General features: G+C 70.6%; 14 protein-coding genes, 1 tRNA gene and 1 pseudogene. 5 read left to right on the top strand and 11 right to left on the bottom strand.

Going from position 1 to position 16,977, the window contains the following annotated elements; translation table 11 throughout:
• Positions 1–97 precede the first annotated feature (97 nt).
• A complete protein-coding gene (locus ACGFIS_RS00005; protein ID WP_392968657.1) occupies positions 98–406 on the top strand; it encodes a transposase in 309 nt (102 codons plus the stop codon).
• A 23-nt stretch (positions 407–429) separates the two neighbouring features.
• Here the strand turns inward: ACGFIS_RS00005 and ACGFIS_RS00010 are convergent, their stop codons facing one another.
• From ACGFIS_RS00010 to ACGFIS_RS00050, 9 genes are all read right to left on the bottom strand, one after another.
• Positions 430–1,041, bottom strand: coding sequence for a DUF2637 domain-containing protein (locus tag ACGFIS_RS00010; RefSeq protein WP_392968660.1), 612 nt, complete (start codon positions 1,039–1,041; stop codon positions 430–432).
• The gene (locus tag ACGFIS_RS00015) at positions 1,038–2,033 is read right to left on the bottom strand and encodes an NlpC/P60 family protein (RefSeq protein WP_392968663.1); all 996 of its coding nucleotides are present in this window, start codon (positions 2,031–2,033) and stop codon (positions 1,038–1,040) included. The genes ACGFIS_RS00010 and ACGFIS_RS00015 overlap by 4 nt, the downstream gene beginning before the upstream one ends.
• Positions 2,033–2,941, bottom strand: a complete 909-nt coding sequence (locus ACGFIS_RS00020; RefSeq protein ID WP_392968665.1) for a replication-relaxation family protein — start codon at positions 2,939–2,941, stop codon at positions 2,033–2,035. Before ACGFIS_RS00020 ends, ACGFIS_RS00015 begins: the two co-directional genes overlap by 1 nt.
• Positions 2,938–5,445, bottom strand: coding sequence for a helicase HerA domain-containing protein (locus ACGFIS_RS00025; protein ID WP_392968668.1), 2,508 nt, complete (start codon positions 5,443–5,445; stop codon positions 2,938–2,940). The genes ACGFIS_RS00020 and ACGFIS_RS00025 overlap by 4 nt, the downstream gene beginning before the upstream one ends.
• Positions 5,442–7,172, bottom strand: a complete 1,731-nt coding sequence (locus tag ACGFIS_RS00030) for a VirB4 family type IV secretion system protein (protein ID WP_392968670.1) — start codon at positions 7,170–7,172, stop codon at positions 5,442–5,444. Before ACGFIS_RS00030 ends, ACGFIS_RS00025 begins: the two co-directional genes overlap by 4 nt.
• A gap of 101 nt (positions 7,173–7,273) precedes the next feature.
• Positions 7,274–8,233 carry a PrgI family protein gene (locus ACGFIS_RS00035; RefSeq protein WP_392968673.1) on the bottom strand — a complete coding sequence of 320 codons (960 nt, stop codon included), beginning with the start codon at positions 8,231–8,233 and terminating at the stop codon, positions 7,274–7,276.
• A 23-nt stretch (positions 8,234–8,256) separates the two neighbouring features.
• Entirely contained in the window at positions 8,257–9,585 is a 1,329-nt protein-coding gene (locus tag ACGFIS_RS00040) for a hypothetical protein (protein WP_392968675.1), read from the bottom strand.
• Between the two features lie 55 nt (positions 9,586–9,640).
• A complete protein-coding gene (locus ACGFIS_RS00045; RefSeq protein WP_392968678.1) occupies positions 9,641–9,844 on the bottom strand; it encodes a hypothetical protein in 204 nt (67 codons plus the stop codon).
• A gap of 112 nt (positions 9,845–9,956) precedes the next feature.
• Positions 9,957–10,415 carry a pilin gene (locus tag ACGFIS_RS00050; RefSeq protein WP_392968681.1) on the bottom strand — a complete coding sequence of 153 codons (459 nt, stop codon included), beginning with the start codon at positions 10,413–10,415 and terminating at the stop codon, positions 9,957–9,959.
• Positions 10,416–10,882: 467 nt separating this feature from the next.
• Between ACGFIS_RS00050 and ACGFIS_RS00055 the strand changes: the two genes are divergently transcribed.
• From ACGFIS_RS00055 to ACGFIS_RS00070, 4 genes and pseudogenes are all read left to right on the top strand, one after another.
• A complete protein-coding gene (locus tag ACGFIS_RS00055; RefSeq protein ID WP_392968684.1) occupies positions 10,883–11,821 on the top strand; it encodes a hypothetical protein in 939 nt (312 codons plus the stop codon).
• Positions 11,818–12,696, top strand: coding sequence for a TRM11 family SAM-dependent methyltransferase (locus ACGFIS_RS00060; RefSeq protein WP_392968687.1), 879 nt, complete (start codon positions 11,818–11,820; stop codon positions 12,694–12,696). The genes ACGFIS_RS00055 and ACGFIS_RS00060 overlap by 4 nt, the downstream gene beginning before the upstream one ends.
• A gap of 378 nt (positions 12,697–13,074) precedes the next feature.
• Positions 13,075–13,287, top strand: coding sequence for a hypothetical protein (locus ACGFIS_RS00065; RefSeq protein WP_392968690.1), 213 nt, complete (start codon positions 13,075–13,077; stop codon positions 13,285–13,287).
• A pseudogene (locus ACGFIS_RS00070) lies at positions 13,248–14,309 on the top strand (recombinase family protein); the annotation flags it as partial. The gene ACGFIS_RS00065 and the pseudogene ACGFIS_RS00070, both read left to right, overlap by 40 nt.
• A gap of 792 nt (positions 14,310–15,101) precedes the next feature.
• Here ACGFIS_RS00070 and ACGFIS_RS00075 read toward each other — a convergent pair.
• Both ACGFIS_RS00075 and ACGFIS_RS00080 read right to left on the bottom strand, forming a co-directional pair.
• Positions 15,102–15,174, bottom strand: a tRNA-Glu gene (locus ACGFIS_RS00075).
• Positions 15,175–15,247: 73 nt separating this feature from the next.
• Positions 15,248–16,969 carry a metallophosphoesterase gene (locus tag ACGFIS_RS00080; RefSeq protein WP_392968693.1) on the bottom strand — a complete coding sequence of 574 codons (1,722 nt, stop codon included), beginning with the start codon at positions 16,967–16,969 and terminating at the stop codon, positions 15,248–15,250.
• Positions 16,970–16,977: the final 8 nt, after the last annotated feature.

The raw sequence follows: 16,977 nt of genomic DNA on the forward strand, positions 1-16,977 counted from the left end.
CATCACGGTGACCGTGTGCGCGGCCAGTGTCCAGGACCGCGACGGCGCCAAGGGTGCACTGCTGGGCCTGTATCTCACCTCGCCCACCTGCCGGTGAGTGTTCGCCGACGCCGGGTTTGCCGGGCGGCTGCTGGGCTGGGCCGCCGACACCCTGCGCACCACGGTGAGCGTCGTCCGCAAACCCGCAGACCAGAAGGGGTTCGCCGTGCTGCCCCGCAGGTGGGTGGTAGAACGAACCCTGGCCTGGCTCACCGGGCACCGCCGGCTCGCCCGCGACTACGAACGCCACACCTCCACCAGCGAGGCCATGATTCGCTGGGCCGCCATCGGCCTCATGACCCGCCGCCTGGCCCGTGGCGGCCAACCCGCCGTCCGCCAAGGCCCACGCCCCCTCACATACCAATAACAAGATCCTTCTCAAACACGCACTCAGGGCGAGTTCGGCTCCTCGCTACCGACGATGATCTGCTTGACCTTGCGGCGGTCGACGCCGTACTTCTCGGCCAGATGGCGCTGAGAAAGAGGCCGGCCAGGCCCCTGGAGGCTGGCACGATACTCGGCGAGGATGGCCTGCTCTGGCCCCTGCTCCACTGTGGTGCGTTCGGTCCCGGGCTGCTCCAGTACGGTGCGCGGCAGCTCCGGCCCGCTTGCCGGGCGCGGCACCGCGCTGCGGGTGAGGGTCATCAGCAGCTCGAACGAGCCGACCAGGGCCAGGGCGGGCCAGGCGCTGACCAGCGCACCGACGGGGCCGTGTGCGGCGCCGTGTGCCAGGTTGGCGCCTACGGTGGCGCAGATACCCGCAGCCAGGCTCCACCCGGCCAGTGCCGGTATGGGGCGGTGGCGGCGGCTGGCGTCCAGGATCACCATCGACGCCGCCCAGATGAGCCCGTCCACGGTGAAGGGGACCAGCCGCGCCGTCGCGCCGGTTTCGCCGTGGGTGCGGACAAGGTCGAGCATGTGCGCGTAGGAGATGAGCGCGGCGACGGCGGCGACCGCCGCCACCGCCAGCGCCGTGGTTGCTTTGATAAGGCGATCGGTCACCGGCCCGCTTCTCTCGCCGTTGTCTCTGCTCGCTGGTGTGCGGTCGGGCGGGTGAATCCAAGCAGGGTGGAGCGGCGGTAGGACTGGACCTGCACCACCGTGCCGGTGTGCGGCGCGGCGACCATCTTCCCGCCGCCGATGACCAGGCCGACGTGCCCTGGGTTGTTGGTGGAGGTGCCGGGCCCGGAGTTGAAGAACACCAGGTCACCTGGCTGCTCACGGCCGTTGGGGACGTGGGGGCCGTGCCGCCATTGGGCGCCGGATACGCGCGGGATGCTGATCCCGGCGGCGCGGTAGGCGGCGTAGGTGAGTCCGGAACAGTCGAAGGCGCGCGGGCCGGTGGCGCCCCACACGTACGGTTTGCCGAGTTGAGCGCGGGCGTACGCGATCGCTCTCGCGGCGGCCTGGCTGGGAGGCAACGCCGGGAAGCCGCTTGCGCATCCTGCCCCCGCCGCTACCTCGGGCTCGCCAGCCCTGCCTTGGGCGTAGGCGCGGGCTTGCTTCAACACCTTGTCCACGTAGGCGCGCGAGTGGTTGTACTGGAACAGCGCGGCCCGGACTCGCCGGGGAGCGCCGCCGTGCTTGAGGTAGCGGGCGGCGGCGGGTATTGCGTCAGCCGGGTCATAGACGTCCCTGCGGCCGTCCCGGTCACCGTCGACACCGAACGCGGCCCAGGTGCCGGGCAGGAACTGCATGGGCCCGGCGGCCCCGGCAGAGTTGCCGCCCGAGGAGACGCCGGGGCCGGTGCCGCGCCCGTGATCAGACTCGGCTTTCCCGACGGCCGCCAAAATGTGCCAGCCGATCCCGTAGTCCCTGCCGGCTTTGAGGTAGAGGTTCAGGTATGTGGGCGGGATGTCGGCGGTGGACTCGCCAGCAGCGGGCTGGCATGCACCGCTCCCAGTTCCGAATCCTGGGATGACCGCGCCGAGGGCGACGATGAGCACGGCGACCAGACCGAGCAGTGCGGCGGCTGCCCCGATCACCAGTGGCATCAGCCGGTCTCCGATTCGTGCCGTGGGACTGTTCCCCAAAAGGTGGCGAGGTCGGCGAGGCGGAACCGTCGGCTGGTGGTTCCGGCGGGCTGCCACACTCGCCCGGCGGGACCGTCCGGCGAGGTGGCGGGGGTGTGGACGGCGGTGGCGACCGGGATCTCGGGGGTGCCGAGCAGGGCACGGAGGTTGGTTTCCCGGTTCGGGCTGGGGAGCCAGATGAGGACGGGTGTGGTGGTGCCGGTGGCTTCGGCGAGGTCGGCGTAGCCGCCGAGTTTGCGAGTTACGCGGGCGAGGGTTTCGGTGCCGGTGTCGTGTTCGAGGAAGAAGTCCACCGTCCGTGGTGTGCCGTCGGGGCGGGCTTGGGTCCAGCGGCCGAACGCGTCCGGGCGGGCCAGGTCGCCCCAGTGGGCGGCGCAGCGGTGTTCGGACCACCACTGGTCCAGGATGGTGCCGTCGTGGTGGCGGGCGTGGGCGTGCAGGTGGACGAAGAAGTCGTTGACGCCGATCTGGTGGCCGAGGCGGGGCGAGACGGCGATGCTGGTGGCGGTGTCCTGCCGGTACCCGAATGCGCTCACCGTCTGTCCGTGCTCGACGGCTAGGACGTGCGCTCCGGCTGGGCCGAGGACCCAGTGCCAGGGCCGGGAGCCGACCGGGGTCCAGGGCCGGAACCGCAGCAGGGTGTGCAGGCGGTGGAGCCGGTTGAGGCGTTGCCGGGCTCGTTCGGGGCTGGGGAACAACAGAGCGGTGAGCTGACCGGTGGTCAGGACTCGGTGTTCCCAGACCAGAGCGAGCAGTGTCCGGTCGCGGGCGGTGAGCCGGTAAGCGACCTCCGCCACCAACTCCGGCGTCATCCGCGGCGGCCGCACCTGCACCCCGCGCAGACGGGTCGCGCTCTTGTATCGCGTCATCGCGCATCCTCTCCCTCGGCCGGTGCGGCTTGTCCGGCTGGTTCGGGCCCCGCACCGGGCTCGGCGGGTGCCGGGTGTTCGGTGTCGAGGGTGCGGAGCCCGACGGCGGGGATGAGGCGTTTGCCCCGCCCGGCCACGAACTGCTCACGCGAGGCGCGCCGGACGGCTGCGGCGCGGCCGGAGATCGCGTCGGGGAGAGGGCGGGTGCGGAAGGTAAACGGCGGGGTCGGGGCGTTGCCGTCCATCAGGCGGGCGGCGGCTTGGTAGGCGCCAAGGTGGGACAGGTCGTGTGGGGCGAGCAAGGGTGCAGTGTGGCGGGCGAGGTCGGTGGCGTCTTCGGGTGAGGCCGCGAAGTAGATCTTGTTGCGGGCGTCGGCGGACACCGCGTCGCGCAGGTCCCTTGGGAGTTGGGATAGGTGCTGGTGGGCCAGGGTGAGGCTGAACCGGTAGGCGCGGGCCTCGGCGAGGATGTCGGAGATGGAGCCGGGCAGGTTGAGGAAGTTGTGCGCCTCGTCGATGTAGGCGGACGCGTCCCGCCGGTCGCCCTCGTGCTGGGTGGCGCGTGGGGTGATGGCCTGCCAGGTGTGGGCCAGAAGCAGCGACCCGAACAGGCGGACGGCGTCCTCGCCGAGCACGCCTTTGGGGAGGCGGGCCAGGATGAGTCCGCCGCTGCCGAGCATGCCGCCCAGGTCGAGGGTGGAGGCGCCGCCGGACAGGGTGTCGCGGACGAACGGCCGCAAGAGTACGGCACGGAGTTTGTTCATCACCGGGCTGATCACCGACGCGCGGGCCGCTGGGGTGAGTTCGTCGTAGGACGCCCAGAACCCTTGCAGGAGCTCGTCGGTGAGGCGGCTGGTAACCCGGGTGCGGTAGGCGGTGTCGACCAGCAGCCGGGGGATATCGGCCAGGGTCGCGCGGGCCCCGTTGACCCGCGTCAATGTCAGGCACGCCGAGCGGAGCAGGTCGTCCAGGCGGGGTCCCCAGGAGGAAGAGAAGCAGCGGCGGAAGGTGGTGACGATCGACTCGGCGGCGAACGCCGGATCGCCCCCGGCCAGCACGTTGAGGCAGGGCGGGCGGCCACGGTCGGCGGGATCGAACACCACCGTCTTCCCAACCGCCCGCTCGGGAAGCCGGTCCAGCACATCGGCGACAAGGTCGCCCTTGGGGTCGATGACCAGCGCGCCACGCCCCGCCTCGGCGTCGGACAAGATCAGGTTGGCCAGGAAGGTCGACTTGCCGACCCCGGTCTGCCCGAGCACGTGCAAGTGCTGGCGTGCGCCGGCGACCGTCAGCCCGACCGGCCGCGGCGCCCCCGCCTCGGAATCCCCGAGCACCCGGACACCGGGACCGGAGACCGGGACGGCCGGGGACGGGGCGATCGGGCGGGCCCCGGCGCGGGTGACGCCGGGCGCGGCCAGGTCATACGGCAGGTGCGCGAGCGCCGCCAACTCCGGCACCGACAGCAGGAAGCCGCGGTACAGGCGGCGGGACTCCAACCGGGTAGCCGGGTTTGGTAGGCGCCGTCGGCGTAGGTGCTGGTGGCCGGAGGTGAACAGCGCGAACGTGGAGGCGGTCTCGTGCGCGTGCGCGCGTAGCCACCCGGCGGCGGCTTGGTCGGGGTGGCGGGTGGAGACGCCGTAGCGGATCTGGACCTCAAAGCGCGGGCTGGCGGCTTTGCTGAGGATGGCGCGGATCTGTTCGGCGTGTTCGGGGTGCTGGCGGGTGAGTTCGATAGGGCTGGGGTGTGCGGACATGCCGGGCGTGAGCAGGTCGAACATGTGGCTTTGGGGTGCGGTGGAGCGGGCTCCACGCAGCGCGGACGCGGCCCGGTACGCGCGGCGCAGGCGCCGCCCGGTCGCCGGACGGGCAAGGATTTGCACGGCCAGGTGTTCGCCGTCGGCGAGGCCGGATGCGGCCCCGAGTAGTCCGCGTAGCGGGTCGGTGTCGTGGTCGTGCGCGAGCGGGTAGTGCTCGGAACGGCCCGGCACGAGCCGCCCTCCCGCAGCGTGCGGCTGGTCGGGGGCGAGAGGGAGCGGCGGTCCGGCCGGGCGGGTACTGAGGGTGGCGCCGGGCCAGGCTGAGCGGACCGTTTTCTCCACCAGCCCGGGCGGGACCGTTCCAGGGACCCAGATCTGGAAGCGGACGCCGTTGTGGTCGGCGAGGTATTCGAACGCCAGGTGGGGCTGCCCGTAGATGGCGCGTTTCCAGGCGGGCAGGGTGAGGCCGATCAAGCGTGCCCACCAGGCGGCGGCGCTGCCGGCTTCGACCTTGGGCGGCACCGCGATCTCGATGACCCGCGCGCCGGGCACGAGCCGAGCGTTCCGCCACCGCCACACTCCCCACCGGGCCGCCGCCCACACGGCCGCACCACCCAGGACACCCGCCGTGGCGGCGGACCCGTAGTGGGTGACCAGCTCAACGAGCCGCTGCGGAGAGCGCGATATTTCCGTAATGAGGTCGTACAGGCCATCGGCGTTGTCGAGTGCCGTGGTCCAGTGGTTCATCGCGGGTCGTCCTCCGTCGCGGCAGCGGTCGCATGGTTGTCGTGGTCGTGGAGTGCGGCGAGTTCGGCGGGGTCGGTGGTGGTGAGGCGGTGTTCGTGGCCGCTGGCGATGGCGGTGAACGCGGCCCGGTCCGACCCGGTCGCGGACCCGCACAGCAGCCCTTGGCCGCGGTCGGCGGTGAGCAGGAACGCCTTCTCGCCGTCCGTGAGGTCGAATGCGGCCCCGATCTGGTCGATGGCCTGGGGTGCTTGGCGGAGCAGGATCTGGGTGGCGGAGTTGGCGATGACCGCCTGCCCGAGATCGGAACCGAGGAGATCAGCGGCGTCCTGGGTGACGACCGCGAGCCCGGCCCAGTGTTTGCGGGCGGATTTGGCAAGCCGATACAGGAACCGGGCGCCTTCGTCCTCCCGCATCAACGTCCACGCCTCATCCACCACGACCAGCCGGCGGCACCGGTCGGACGGGTCGGCGACTTGCCGCCAGATCGCGTCCAGCGCGAGGAGCATCCCGACGGTGCGGGTCTCCTCGGGCAGGTCCCGCAGCGAGAACACCACCAGGTGCCCGTCCGGGCGGGTGGTGGTCGGCCCGGCGAACAGGCCCCGGTAGGAACCGTTCACATACGGCGCCAGCCGCGCCGATAGGTCAGCAGCCTCGGCGGCGCCGTCCTGTCCAGCACGGTCGAGTTCGGTGGCAAGGTCGGCCAGCAGCGGGGCCCGGCGTTTCCAGGTCCGCGGATCAGAGGTGATCCCGCACGCCTTGTAGGCGGCCAGCACGGCCCGGTCCAGTACCGCCCGCGCCGCCGGGGTCAGCGGTTCGCCGAGCATCGCCCCGATCAGCGTATGGACGAACAGCGCCCGCCGGATCAGGGTGTCCTCACCCTGCCCTTCGGGCAGGTCGAAGGGGTTGAAGCACACGCCGGGCGCGCCGAGTGCGATGTGGGTGCCGCCGACCGCACCGGCCAGGCGCCGGTATTCGTCTTCGGGGTCGATGACGGCGACATGGACGCCTTGGTATAGCAGGCGGAGGGTTTCGAGTTTGGTGAAGTAGGACTTGCCGGCCCCCGAGCGGGCGATGGTGACCGAGTTGTAGTTGTCCTGGGCGAAGCGGTCCCACACCACCACCCCCGAGGAGTAGGCGTTGAGCCCGTAAAGAACCGGGGTGTCACCGAGCTGGGGTTGCAGGTCGGGCGAGGTGAACGGGAACGCCGCGGCGAGGGCGGCGGTGTCGAACACCCGCCGTGCCTTCACGCTGTCGTGGGCGACCGGCAGGGTGGTGGTCCAGCCTTGCAGAGAGCGGAAGGTGGTGGGCTGGACGTCCAGCAGCAGCGACGCCGCCAGCGCCCGCACCCGCTGCACCTCCGCCTCCAACTCCACATCATCGACGGTGTGGACGGTCAGGTAGAGCCCGACGCGGAACAGCCGGCCGTGCCCGCGGGCGAGCGAGGCGGCGAGTTCGGCTGCGTCGTCGGCGGCGGCCTCGGCGGCGAAGTCGGCCAGCCTGCCGTGCTGGGCGTTGGCGCGGGACGCCGATTCCAGCCGGGCGAGTTGGCGGCGCAGCCGCTGCGCCGCGACCAGCGGCGGCACCGGCTCCACGTGCAGGGAGACGTCGAGACGGCCGGGGTAGGTCAGCAGCGGTTCCAGCCAGCCCGCGCCGACCTCGCGCGGGTACCCGGTGACCGCGAACGAGGCGCACATCCCGCCCGGCAGTTCCAGCGAGCGTGGGTTCACCCGGACTGCCGACGGCCCGAACATGCCCGACAAATCGCCATCGGTCTCTTCGTCTTGGCCCGAGGAGCGGACTGCTCGAAGATGCTCGGCGAGGCGGCCCATCACGACTTCCGCCCAGCGGTGATCAGCTCATCCGGCGCAGCGTTATCCACAGGCCGGGGCTCACCTGGGGACAACGACTCGGCCAGCGCCGCGACGCAGGACCCGCTGTCCAGCACCTCGGCCGCCACCCCTAGCGTGGCCAGCGACTGCACGGCCTCGGCGGCCCGCCGCAACACCACCTCGGCCCCCGCGTCCCGGCCGATCCGCTGACGCCTACCCTTGCCCCAAGGTGATGAGGCGGAGCTCGTTGGGGTGTTGGTGAACACGATGAGGACGTGCCGGACGAGTAGACCGTGGGCGGAGCCGATCTCGTACAGGAATGCGGCATGTTCGCCTGCCGCCTGCTCCAGCGCCGGATCGGGCAGGGCGGGTGCTTGTGCTTGTGCGGTGATGTGGTCGGCCAGGCCCGTCAGGTCGACCGGGCGGGCTTGGACCAGGATCTGCACGGGGGTGTCCAGGGAGTTGAGCCACCGCCCGAACCCGGCGACCAGGCTCGCCTGCTCACCCGGCGTGCGCAGCCCGAACGCCACCGTCCCGGCCCGCACGATTCCGGCCACACCACCGCCGGCCAGTTCCATGGCGCCGTCCTGGCGGACGGCGCGGACCGGGAGCCGCAGCGGTGCGGGCAGCCGCCCACGCATCCGGCACCACGACGGCGGCGCCTGCACCGGCCCCTGCGTGGTGACTCGGGTTCTCGGTGTGCGCAGGTGGGTGAGGGCGGTGACAAGGTAACGGTCCAGGCTCATCCCGTCCCGGCGGGCAACCGCCAGCACGATCCCGCCCGCCGCGACCGGTATCACCACCGCGACCAGGACCGGGAACGGCACCACGGCCTGGAAGGTGAGCAGCACCCACAACACGACGGCGGCGGTGCCGCCCAGGATGGCCAACTGCCGGGCGGTGAGCCCGTAGAGGATCTTGTCGGGCTGGTCGACGTCGGCTGGGATCTTCACACTCATCGGCTGCTCATGCGGGCGGCTGTTCACGTGCGCCTCCTGGTTTTGGGTGGGTCGGTCCACAAGGTCAGCTGCCGTTGCGGCACCGGCCGCCGCGGCATCCCGGGAAACATCAGCTGCCGCGACCGCACCCGCGGGCGCCCGGCAGGAGTGGCTGGTGCGGCGGGACGCGGGACGCGGGTCGCGGGGATCGGCAACGCCAACTGCACCGGCCGCCTCCTTCCCGGCCCAGCGGGTACGGACGGGATCGGGAGCGTGAGTTGCATCGGACGTCCACCTCCTGAATGAGGGCCGGTCCCGGGACCGCCAGAGGCACCAGGTGATGGCGGTTCCGCAGGCGGTGGCCCTGCGGGAAGCGCCAGCGGCGGACGCGGCGGCCCGGGCAACTCCGGCCGCCTCGGCGGCACCGGCGGTACCGGCGGCGCGGGCGGAGGTGGAGGCGGGTTCCTAAGTCGCGCGGGTGCGGCGACGCGGCGCCGGTTGCCGAGCAGGGCGCCCAGGCCCCGATAGAGGATCAGGCTCTTGAGCAGGCCGCCCAGCGCCCGCGGCTGTGCGGGACGCCAGATGGTGCGTGCGACCCAGGACGGGATCCGCAACATCACCCACAGCAGGCAGGCCGCCAGCAGCAGATCGGTGACATCGTTGTGCGATGGCATGCCCATCAGGTGGTCGCGGGTGTCGTCGGTCTCGGTGAACATCAACCGGAACGCCGTCGCCAGCACCAGCGACTGGCACACCTGGATCGCCAGGATCCCGCTGATCCCGCGCCACCACAGCCGCGCCAGCCCATCGGTCATGGGCAGGGCGTGGAACATCAGCGCCAGCGGAGCCGCCGCGATCAGCACAATCGTCAGCGCCAGCCGGATCACGTAGATGAACGCCACGCCCAGCGCCAGCACCACCACACCCAGCCCGACCATCGCGGTGAACGGCTGCCCCGGCACCAGGCTCGCGGCCACGAACCCGGCCACCACATCGGCGACCACACTCGGATCGATCGGCTCGGCCCCGGCCTCTAGGAACGCGCCGGCGAGCCCGTTGGCGAAACCGATCCCGTACCCGATGAGGATCAGGCTGAGATTGGAGGCCAGGAACGCCCCCACGATCCGGACGGCCAACTGCCCGGGGGTGAGTTCGGCGCCGGGCAGGCTGTGCCCGGCCATCAGCCACACCCCACCGGCCGTGATGAGCAGCACGTAGCAGGTGTTGGCGATCGCCTGCGACACACCCCAGAGATCACGCGCCCGCGCCATCTCCGGCGAATCCACCTCCGGAGTGCCCAGCACCGTGTCATGCAACACACCGAAGATCGGCTTGGCCGCAGACGACACCAGATCGGCGAACCAGCCGTTCACCGCCTCCTTGGCCTTACAACTCACATCCGCGAACCCACACCCCTCCTCTTCTCCCTCACCGCCCGTGCCCTGCCCGCCAGGGTCCGCCGGTGTAGGCGATGGCCCCGGAGACGGAGACGGAGACGGTGGCGACGTCGGCGTTGGCAAGGGCGGTGCGGGAGAGGTCGGCGGCGAACCCGGTGGAGTCTGAACAGGCGCTCCAGGAGACGGACTCGGCGGCGGATCGGCTGCAGCCCTCACTGGCTGTGCCACCATCCACAGCCAAGCCCCGGCTACCACCGCCACGAGTACGGCGACCCTGGTCGCAGTGGCTGGGGGCGACCCGAAGCCAGCCGACTGGGGTGGTGGCCGGCGCAGGACGGTCGCGCGTGTCACGAGGGCTCGCCCACGATGCTCTGCAGCAGCTTGACCAGCACCGGCGCCAGAACTGCGACCGAATAGCCGATCGCTGCGTACCGCAGCGTCTTCTTGGCCGCCTCCACCTCACCCGGGTCGCCGCCGGCCAGGATGTAGCGGACCCCGCCGATCGTGGCGAACAACGTCGCCAACCCAACCAGCAGACCCACGATCACGTTCCGCAGGTTGGTGATCACCTCCTTCAACGACGCCGCAGCGGCCAGGCTCGTGCTGGCCTCGGCGACGCCGGGCACCAGCAGCGCCGTGGCCACGCATCCGGCCGTCCACAGCAGGGACGCGGTGACCAGCCGGGCCCGGCTGGGGCGCCGTGGTTTCGCTCGGGTCGCGGTGGCCACCGAGTTGGTGGCGGGCTGGTTGTTCTCCGGACGCCGTGCGCGGCGGGCGCCTTGGCGTGGGCGGTTGCGAGTGTGCATGGCAGCGTCTCCGAAACATTCAGGACGAGTACGGGCTGCCAGGCGAGACCACCGGCGACGGCACAGCCGGGGCTGTGGATGTCCTCCTTGGAAGGGCACGAGGTGACGGGATGGATGCGGCGGGGACCGGGTTCTAGCCGTCCGCCCTGACCGCACCGTTCACCGGTGATCTCGACAGGCACCCCTGAAGCACCGCGACACCGCCCCGAATTCACCCGCCACCCGGTAGCCATTACCGGAACTTGAACCGCGCCACCCACTGGTTTCCGACCTCAGACGGACGCTCAGCGCCCACCAGACCGCGTATCGCGTGCATCCGTAGTGGCCTGCGCGTGGAGCCGTCAGGTAACGAGTCGGGCAGGCGGGCTTGACCAAAACATGAAACGAGCCTGGGGTGAAGATCGGGCCGGGTGGCGGTGCTTCATCGGTGCACGGGGATCGGGTGGCCGTCTCGGGTCACCCAGCACATGAACCACACACCGTCCAACTCCAACCACACACCCACCGGCCCTGGCGCCGGCCCGACCGCGACCCGCCGGATGGTGCCGCTGACCGTCTGGCTGTGCTCCGACACCAGCACCGACACCGACAGCGCCGTCAGTGCCTCCGGAACCGGCGCCGGAGCCAGAGACCGTTTTCAAGCTGCCGCTCCGGCGAGGCAGGTCTGCCTGCGGCACCGGCAGCCGATCGGCAGGGAACTGGCCCGGCATCTGATCGACACCTGCACCCGCGAAGGCGACATCGTCGCCGAAGGATTCACCACCAGCGAAGCCACCCTGGTCGCCGCCGCCGACCTGGACCGCCGCGGTATCGCGCTGGTCCCGCACTTCCCACTCGCCCAGCACATCGGCGCCCGCCTGCGCGCCACCCTGCCCGAAGAGCAGCTGACGCGGGTGGAGATGCGGCCTGCCCGTCCCGACCAGATGGCCCGCGGTCTGGCCGACCACCTCGGCGACGTTGCACTGGTCACCGCCGCACCACCGCCTTACGAGACCGGCGGCCACCACCCCAGACGAGTCGGGGAACGCGGCTGCCCCGCGTGCCGGGCGGACCTGTGGATGCTCACCAGCCAGCAACTCGGGCTGTTCCTGGCGTCAGCGTGGAAGGTGCTGCGGCCCGGTGGCGTCCTGGCGATCACCACCACCGCCCGCCACCACGCCGGACGCCTCATCGACCCCGCACCCCGCATCATCCGCCAAGCCCAGAGCCTGGGGTTCCGCTACGCCCAGCACGTCATCGCACTGCGAGTGCCGGTCGACGGGGATGCCCTGGTCGTCCAGGCCGGCCCGGCTGACCTCGCCGAACTCCGCGACACCCGATCCCGTGCGCTGCCGCCCGTCAGCCTCCATGCCGATGTGATCTTGTTCAGCAAGCCGCAGGACCAACGAGGCGGAGGCGCCCGATGAACCAGGACACCTCCACCACATCGGCTCTGGCATCGGTTCTGGCGACCGGGCAGCAGCCGTCCCGGCTACAGCGCCAGGGACGATACACGCCCGAGTCGATGCGGCATCCCGGCAAGATGCTGCCCGCAATCGCCGCCACCGTCATCAAAGCGTTCACCCGCGCCGGCGACCTGGTCATCGACCCGCTGTGCGGAATCGGCACCACCTTGGTCGAGGCCATTCACCTCGGCCGTGACGCCGCCGGGGTGGAGTACGAGCCCGACTTCGTCCACCTCACCCTGGGCAACCTGCTGCACGCCCACAATCAGGGAGCCACCGGCACGCCTCAGCTGGCCTGCGGCGATGCCCGCAACATCGCCACCATCTACCAGGCCCTGCACGGGAAAGCGGCGCTGGTGCTCACCTCACCACCCTACGGATCCCACACCCACGGGCACATCCGCTCCGGACGCGACAACGGCGGCGGAAAGATCGTCAAACGCAACCACCGCTACTCCACCGACCGTGGCAACCTCGCCCACCAGCCCCTACCCGGCCTCATGGACGGCTTCGGCCGCATCCTGGCCGCCAGCGCCACCCTGCTCCAGCCGGGTGGGGTGATCGCCGTGACCATCCGCCCCATCCGCGTCAAAGGCGAGTTGATCGACCTGCCCGGCCAGGTCATCGACACCGCCCACCAGCACGGTCTGGTCCTTGTTGGCCGTCACGTCGCCCTACTCGCCGGGCTCCGCGACGGCGGCCTGGTCAACAGGGCCTCCTTCTTCCAGATGCTCGAAACCCGCCGCGCCCGCGAACGAGGCATCCCCGCCTGCGCCACCGCCCACGAAGATCTCCTGCTTTTCCTGCCTGCCGCGATGCTTGGAGGTCGCTCATGAGCACGGGCTCCAAGCCCCGGAACCAGGACCGAGTTCTGGAAATGCTGGCCTGGCTCCAACGCGGCGTATGCGGCCGATGCGGGCGTGCCTGCTTCGCAAGCCGCCGGCACGCCCGCCACGCTGCCCGGATCGCCACCCCGGATACACGCTTTGCGCGTACAGATGCGGGGATGCCTGGCATTTGACGACACCCACCGGCCGTCCGCAGCACATCGCTCCGCCCGTCACCGTCCCACCAACATATGGCCGTCCCAAGGTCAGCCTTGACCTGCGTGGACAAGGCGAGCGTCCATGTCAGGTGCGCCGTTCGCCCCGGCGTAAGCGCAGGACGCGGCAGCGCCAGGAAGTCCCCGACGCGTCCTGGCTGAAGGGCAGTCGGTGACTCGGAAGGACGAACGACAGGTCCCGGCCGCGCCGGACGAGATGCATGAGCTCGTCCCCGGCGCGGCCGGGGACCCGCCGGAGTTCGTCTGGACCGTCGTCACCATCGACGGTGCAGCAGGCGAACGGCTACAGGACGCGCAGGCACGTGCGATCAAGGAGGTACTTCGGTGGGCGCGAACCCAGCACCGATCCCGCTCGAATCCCTAGGTATCGGCAGCGGCAGAGGAGCCGGCAGCAGAGGGAGACTGACCGGTCCAGGGGGACGCCACCGGCCGCCGGGGCCACTCCGCCTCGCGTTCCTCGGGCGGACCTCCACTGAGGATCAGCAAGACCCGACGTTGTCGATCCCCCGGCAGCTCAACAGTTGCCGGGTGGCTCTGCCGAGCCAGGCTGCCATCGTCGTGCACTTCTACGACATCGAATCCGGCCGCAAAGACCTGGCTGCGCGTGGACGAGGTCGCGGACATGAACGGTTCGCCATCTCCGTTCCCCGTGAGGGTGGCATCCAAGATCTCCTAGCCGAGGCGTCGCTGCCCGATCGGCGCTTCGACGCCGTGATCTGCGAATCGATCGAGCGCATCGCACGGCGCACCTACATCGGCACGCAGATCGAGAACCAACTCGAAGAAGTCGGCGTTCCACTCCTGGCCTCCGACGAACCGATCACCCTGGACGGCAGCAGACGCGCCACCCAAGTGCTGACCCGCCGGGTGAAGCAGGGCGTGGCGGAGTGGTACGTCCTGGAGTTGCTGGAGAAGTCGTGGGGCGGCTTCGAGGTCCATACCGAGCAGGGCTTCAACGTCGGCAAACCGCCCTACGGCTACGTCGGCCTGAAGATTCCGCACCCTGTAGCCGCACGGCGCGCCGAAGGAGCCTCGAAGCACAAGCTCACACCAGATCCGGTCTGCGGCCCGGTGGTCACGCACATCTTCGCGCTCCGGATCGGCGAACGCCTGGGCTACAAGGCACTCGCTAGCCGCCTCAACTTGGACCTCGACCGATTTCCACCTCCCACCCCGGTCAGCCTCACCCGCGCGGTAGGGCGCTGGACCGCCTCATCCGTCAGAGAGATCATCAAGAACCCGAAGTACACGGGCTACATGGTGTGGAACCGACGCGCTACCAAGACCGCCGGTGGGCGGATCAACCCACCGCAGACGTGGGTCTGGTCGGCCGCTCCGACCCACGAGCCGCTCGTCACCAAGGAGGATTTCGTCGCGGCCCAGCAGGTGTCCGAAAGGCGGGAGCGTTCCAGGAGTACGAGCGACACCAACACCGCGCATCCGTTCACCAAGCGCTCTTACCGTCTGCGCTCACACGTGGTCTGCAACGAGTGCAGCCGACGAGCACGAGGCAAGTTTCTGCGAGGCACGGTCTACTACGTCTGTGAGCCAGCCAGGGGCTACGTGCCCGCAGGGCATCCAAAGAGCTACTGGATCCGGGAAGACCAGCTCATCACCGGAATCGGAGACTTCTTCACCAACCACATCTTCGGCCCCAACCGCCGCGCCTACGTCGGCACGGTGCTGTCCTCCGCGGAAGAACGAGCCGTGCGAGAGCATCAGGAGCGTCTCGAGGCCACCCGCCGCACCATCGAGGACCTCGACAGGCGTCGCCTTCGTCTTGTCCGCAATCTCGAACTGAGCGACGACCCAGAGGAAGCCCTGATGCGTGACATCCGGGCACGTTCCGCAGAGCTCAACGGTGAACTCACTGCCAAACGATCAGAGCTGGCCGAGCTGGAACGCACACGTCCTCCGGAGGCACGGCCCGAACTCCTGGACCTGCTCCCCGAGGGGCCCATCAACTTCGAAGCGATCCCGGAAAGCCTCCAGCAAGCCCTATTCAAGGCATTCAACCTGGAGCTCCGCTGCAACCGGACGACCAACCGCGTCCACTGCCAGGTGACGATCGCTGGGCCGGTGATCCCGATCCAGCAGCAAGCCGTCCAGGCCGCGCTAGATTCCGCGACCGCACCCGTACCGGCCACCAGCGACGGCGACCCGCACCTATCTGTGGCGTACCCCCTACCGGATTCGAACCGGCGCTACCGCCTTGAAAGGGCGGCGTCCTAGGCCGCTAGACGAAGGGGGCCCGGATGTGGCGAGGTTGGCTGCCACGCGACTCGGCCAAGTGTAGAGGACGGGACGGGGCGGCGTGCAAACGGTTACTCGGGATCGGGGGAGCGGGTGGGGGATTCGCTGCTGGTGGGGGTCGGGCTGCGGGACGGCCAGTCGGACGGGAACTCCGACGGGAACGGGGAGGACGGGGACGGGGGCGGGGACGAGGCGGGCGGCTGCGGGCTGATGGGGCGGTCGGGGGCGGGTTCCAGGTGGCGTTCGATGTGGGCGGAGGTGAGGCCGAGGCCGCCGAGGCGCAGGTCGTCCCAGCCCTGGAGGCGGTGGGTGGCGCGGCTGAAGTACAGGACGGACAGTTCGATGGGGGTCGGCTCCTCGTGTTCGAGGCCGCGGAGGCCGGCGCCGCCGGTGGACCCCTGGACGAACAGGCGGGTGCCTGTGGGCAGGAGCTTGGTGGAGCGGGCGTGGGCGTGGCCGCCGAGGATGAGGGGGGTCAGGCCGGTGAAGGCCTCGCCCTCGGTGGGGTCGTGGGTGACGACGAGGTCGGGGGTGGTGCCGGCGGCGCGGAGCCCGTTCGCGAGGCGGAGGCCCTCGGCGCGGATCGCGTCGGCGCCGGTGAAGTCGTCGCGGGTGCTCTTGTCGGGGGTGAAGCGGGGGTCGCCGACGCCGTAGATGCGCAGGCCCTCGACCTCCTGGGTCTTGCCGTTCAGGACGACGGCGTTCTCCTGGTCGGCGACGGCCTCCTCGGTGCCCACCGAGTCGTGGTTGCCGCGGACGTAGACGTAGGGGACCTTCAGGTTGGAGATCTCGTCGGCGAACTTGTCCTCGGCTTCGCTGCCGTGGTCCATGAGGTCGCCGGTGTCGACGATGATGTCGACCTTGAACTGGGTGGTGACGGACTTGATCACGTTCCAGGCGGCGGGGTTGAGGTGGATGTCGGAGACGTGCAGGACGCGGATGGTGGACGGGTCCGGCTCGTAGGTCGGGAGGGTCGAGGTGGTCGCGTACAGCTCGGAGACGTTGCCGACGAGGCGGGCGAGCTGGGCGCGGTACTCGGAGAAGCGCTGGACGATGCTGCGGGCGTCGCCGACGATCTGGGGGGCGTTGGCGAGCAGGCCGGTGTAGCGGGGTTCGGCGATGGACTGGGGGTTGAACGTCGCCCAGGTCAAGATGGTGACGGCGACGAGGCCCAGCGCGGTGGACGTCATGCCGAGGATGGCGTGCCGCCAGGACCGGAAGAGGGCCAGGCCGGCGATGAAGCCGGTGGCGAGGGCGATGAGGGCGGCGCGGACGAGGAGGTCGACGACGCCGTCGCGGATCTGGTCGGCGATCCGGTCGGCGAGGCGGTCGATCTCGGTGTCGTTCTCGATCAGCTTCTGGGCCTGCTCGGGGCGCACGTCCTTGAGGCTCGCCTCCAGTGACACCGGGCCCCAGTGGGTGTCGAGCTGGAGGGAGCCGAGCGGCGGCAGTTCCAGGTTCGTCCCGCCGTGCAGGGACGGGTGGAGGCTGAGCTGGACGTCGGTGGGCCCGACGGGGGTCACGGTGCGTCCGCCGAGGAGGAGGCCGACGTAACCGGCGCCCAGGCCGACGACCACGACGAGGAGGAGCCGGGACGCGCGGCCGGTGACGACCGGGCGGACGCGGCGGGTGACCGGGGACCAGAATGCCCGGACGCGGGCGCCGGCCGCCGCGGCGCGGGCTCTGGCGGGGGCGGAGCGGTCGAGGAGGTGGCGGGGGATTCTCAGGAAGCGGGAGACGCTGAGACGCAGGATCGCGAGGGTGCCGGCCAGCGCGGCGCGAACCTTGGGCACGTGTTCCC

Origin of the sequence: Spirillospora sp. NPDC048824, from assembly GCF_043198455.1 — a bacterium.
Lineage (GTDB): Bacteria > Actinomycetota > Actinomycetes > Streptosporangiales > Streptosporangiaceae > Spirillospora.

Bases quoted from the DNA above. Each gene is read 5' to 3' on its own strand.
- ACGFIS_RS00015 (WP_392968663.1), bottom strand. From the start codon at position 2,033: ATGCCACTGGTGATCGGGGCAGCCGCCGCACTGCTCGGTCTGGTCGCC.
- ACGFIS_RS00020 (WP_392968665.1), bottom strand. From the start codon at position 2,941: ATGACGCGATACAAGAGCGCGACCCGTCTGCGCGGGGTGCAGGTGCGG.
- ACGFIS_RS00025 (WP_392968668.1), bottom strand. From the start codon at position 5,445: ATGAACCACTGGACCACGGCACTCGACAACGCCGATGGCCTGTACGAC.
- ACGFIS_RS00035 (WP_392968673.1), bottom strand. From the start codon at position 8,233: ATGAGTGTGAAGATCCCAGCCGACGTCGACCAGCCCGACAAGATCCTC.
- ACGFIS_RS00050 (WP_392968681.1), bottom strand. From the start codon at position 10,415: ATGCACACTCGCAACCGCCCACGCCAAGGCGCCCGCCGCGCACGGCGT.
- ACGFIS_RS00055 (WP_392968684.1), top strand. From the start codon at position 10,883: ATGAACCACACACCGTCCAACTCCAACCACACACCCACCGGCCCTGGC.
- ACGFIS_RS00060 (WP_392968687.1), top strand. From the start codon at position 11,818: ATGAACCAGGACACCTCCACCACATCGGCTCTGGCATCGGTTCTGGCG.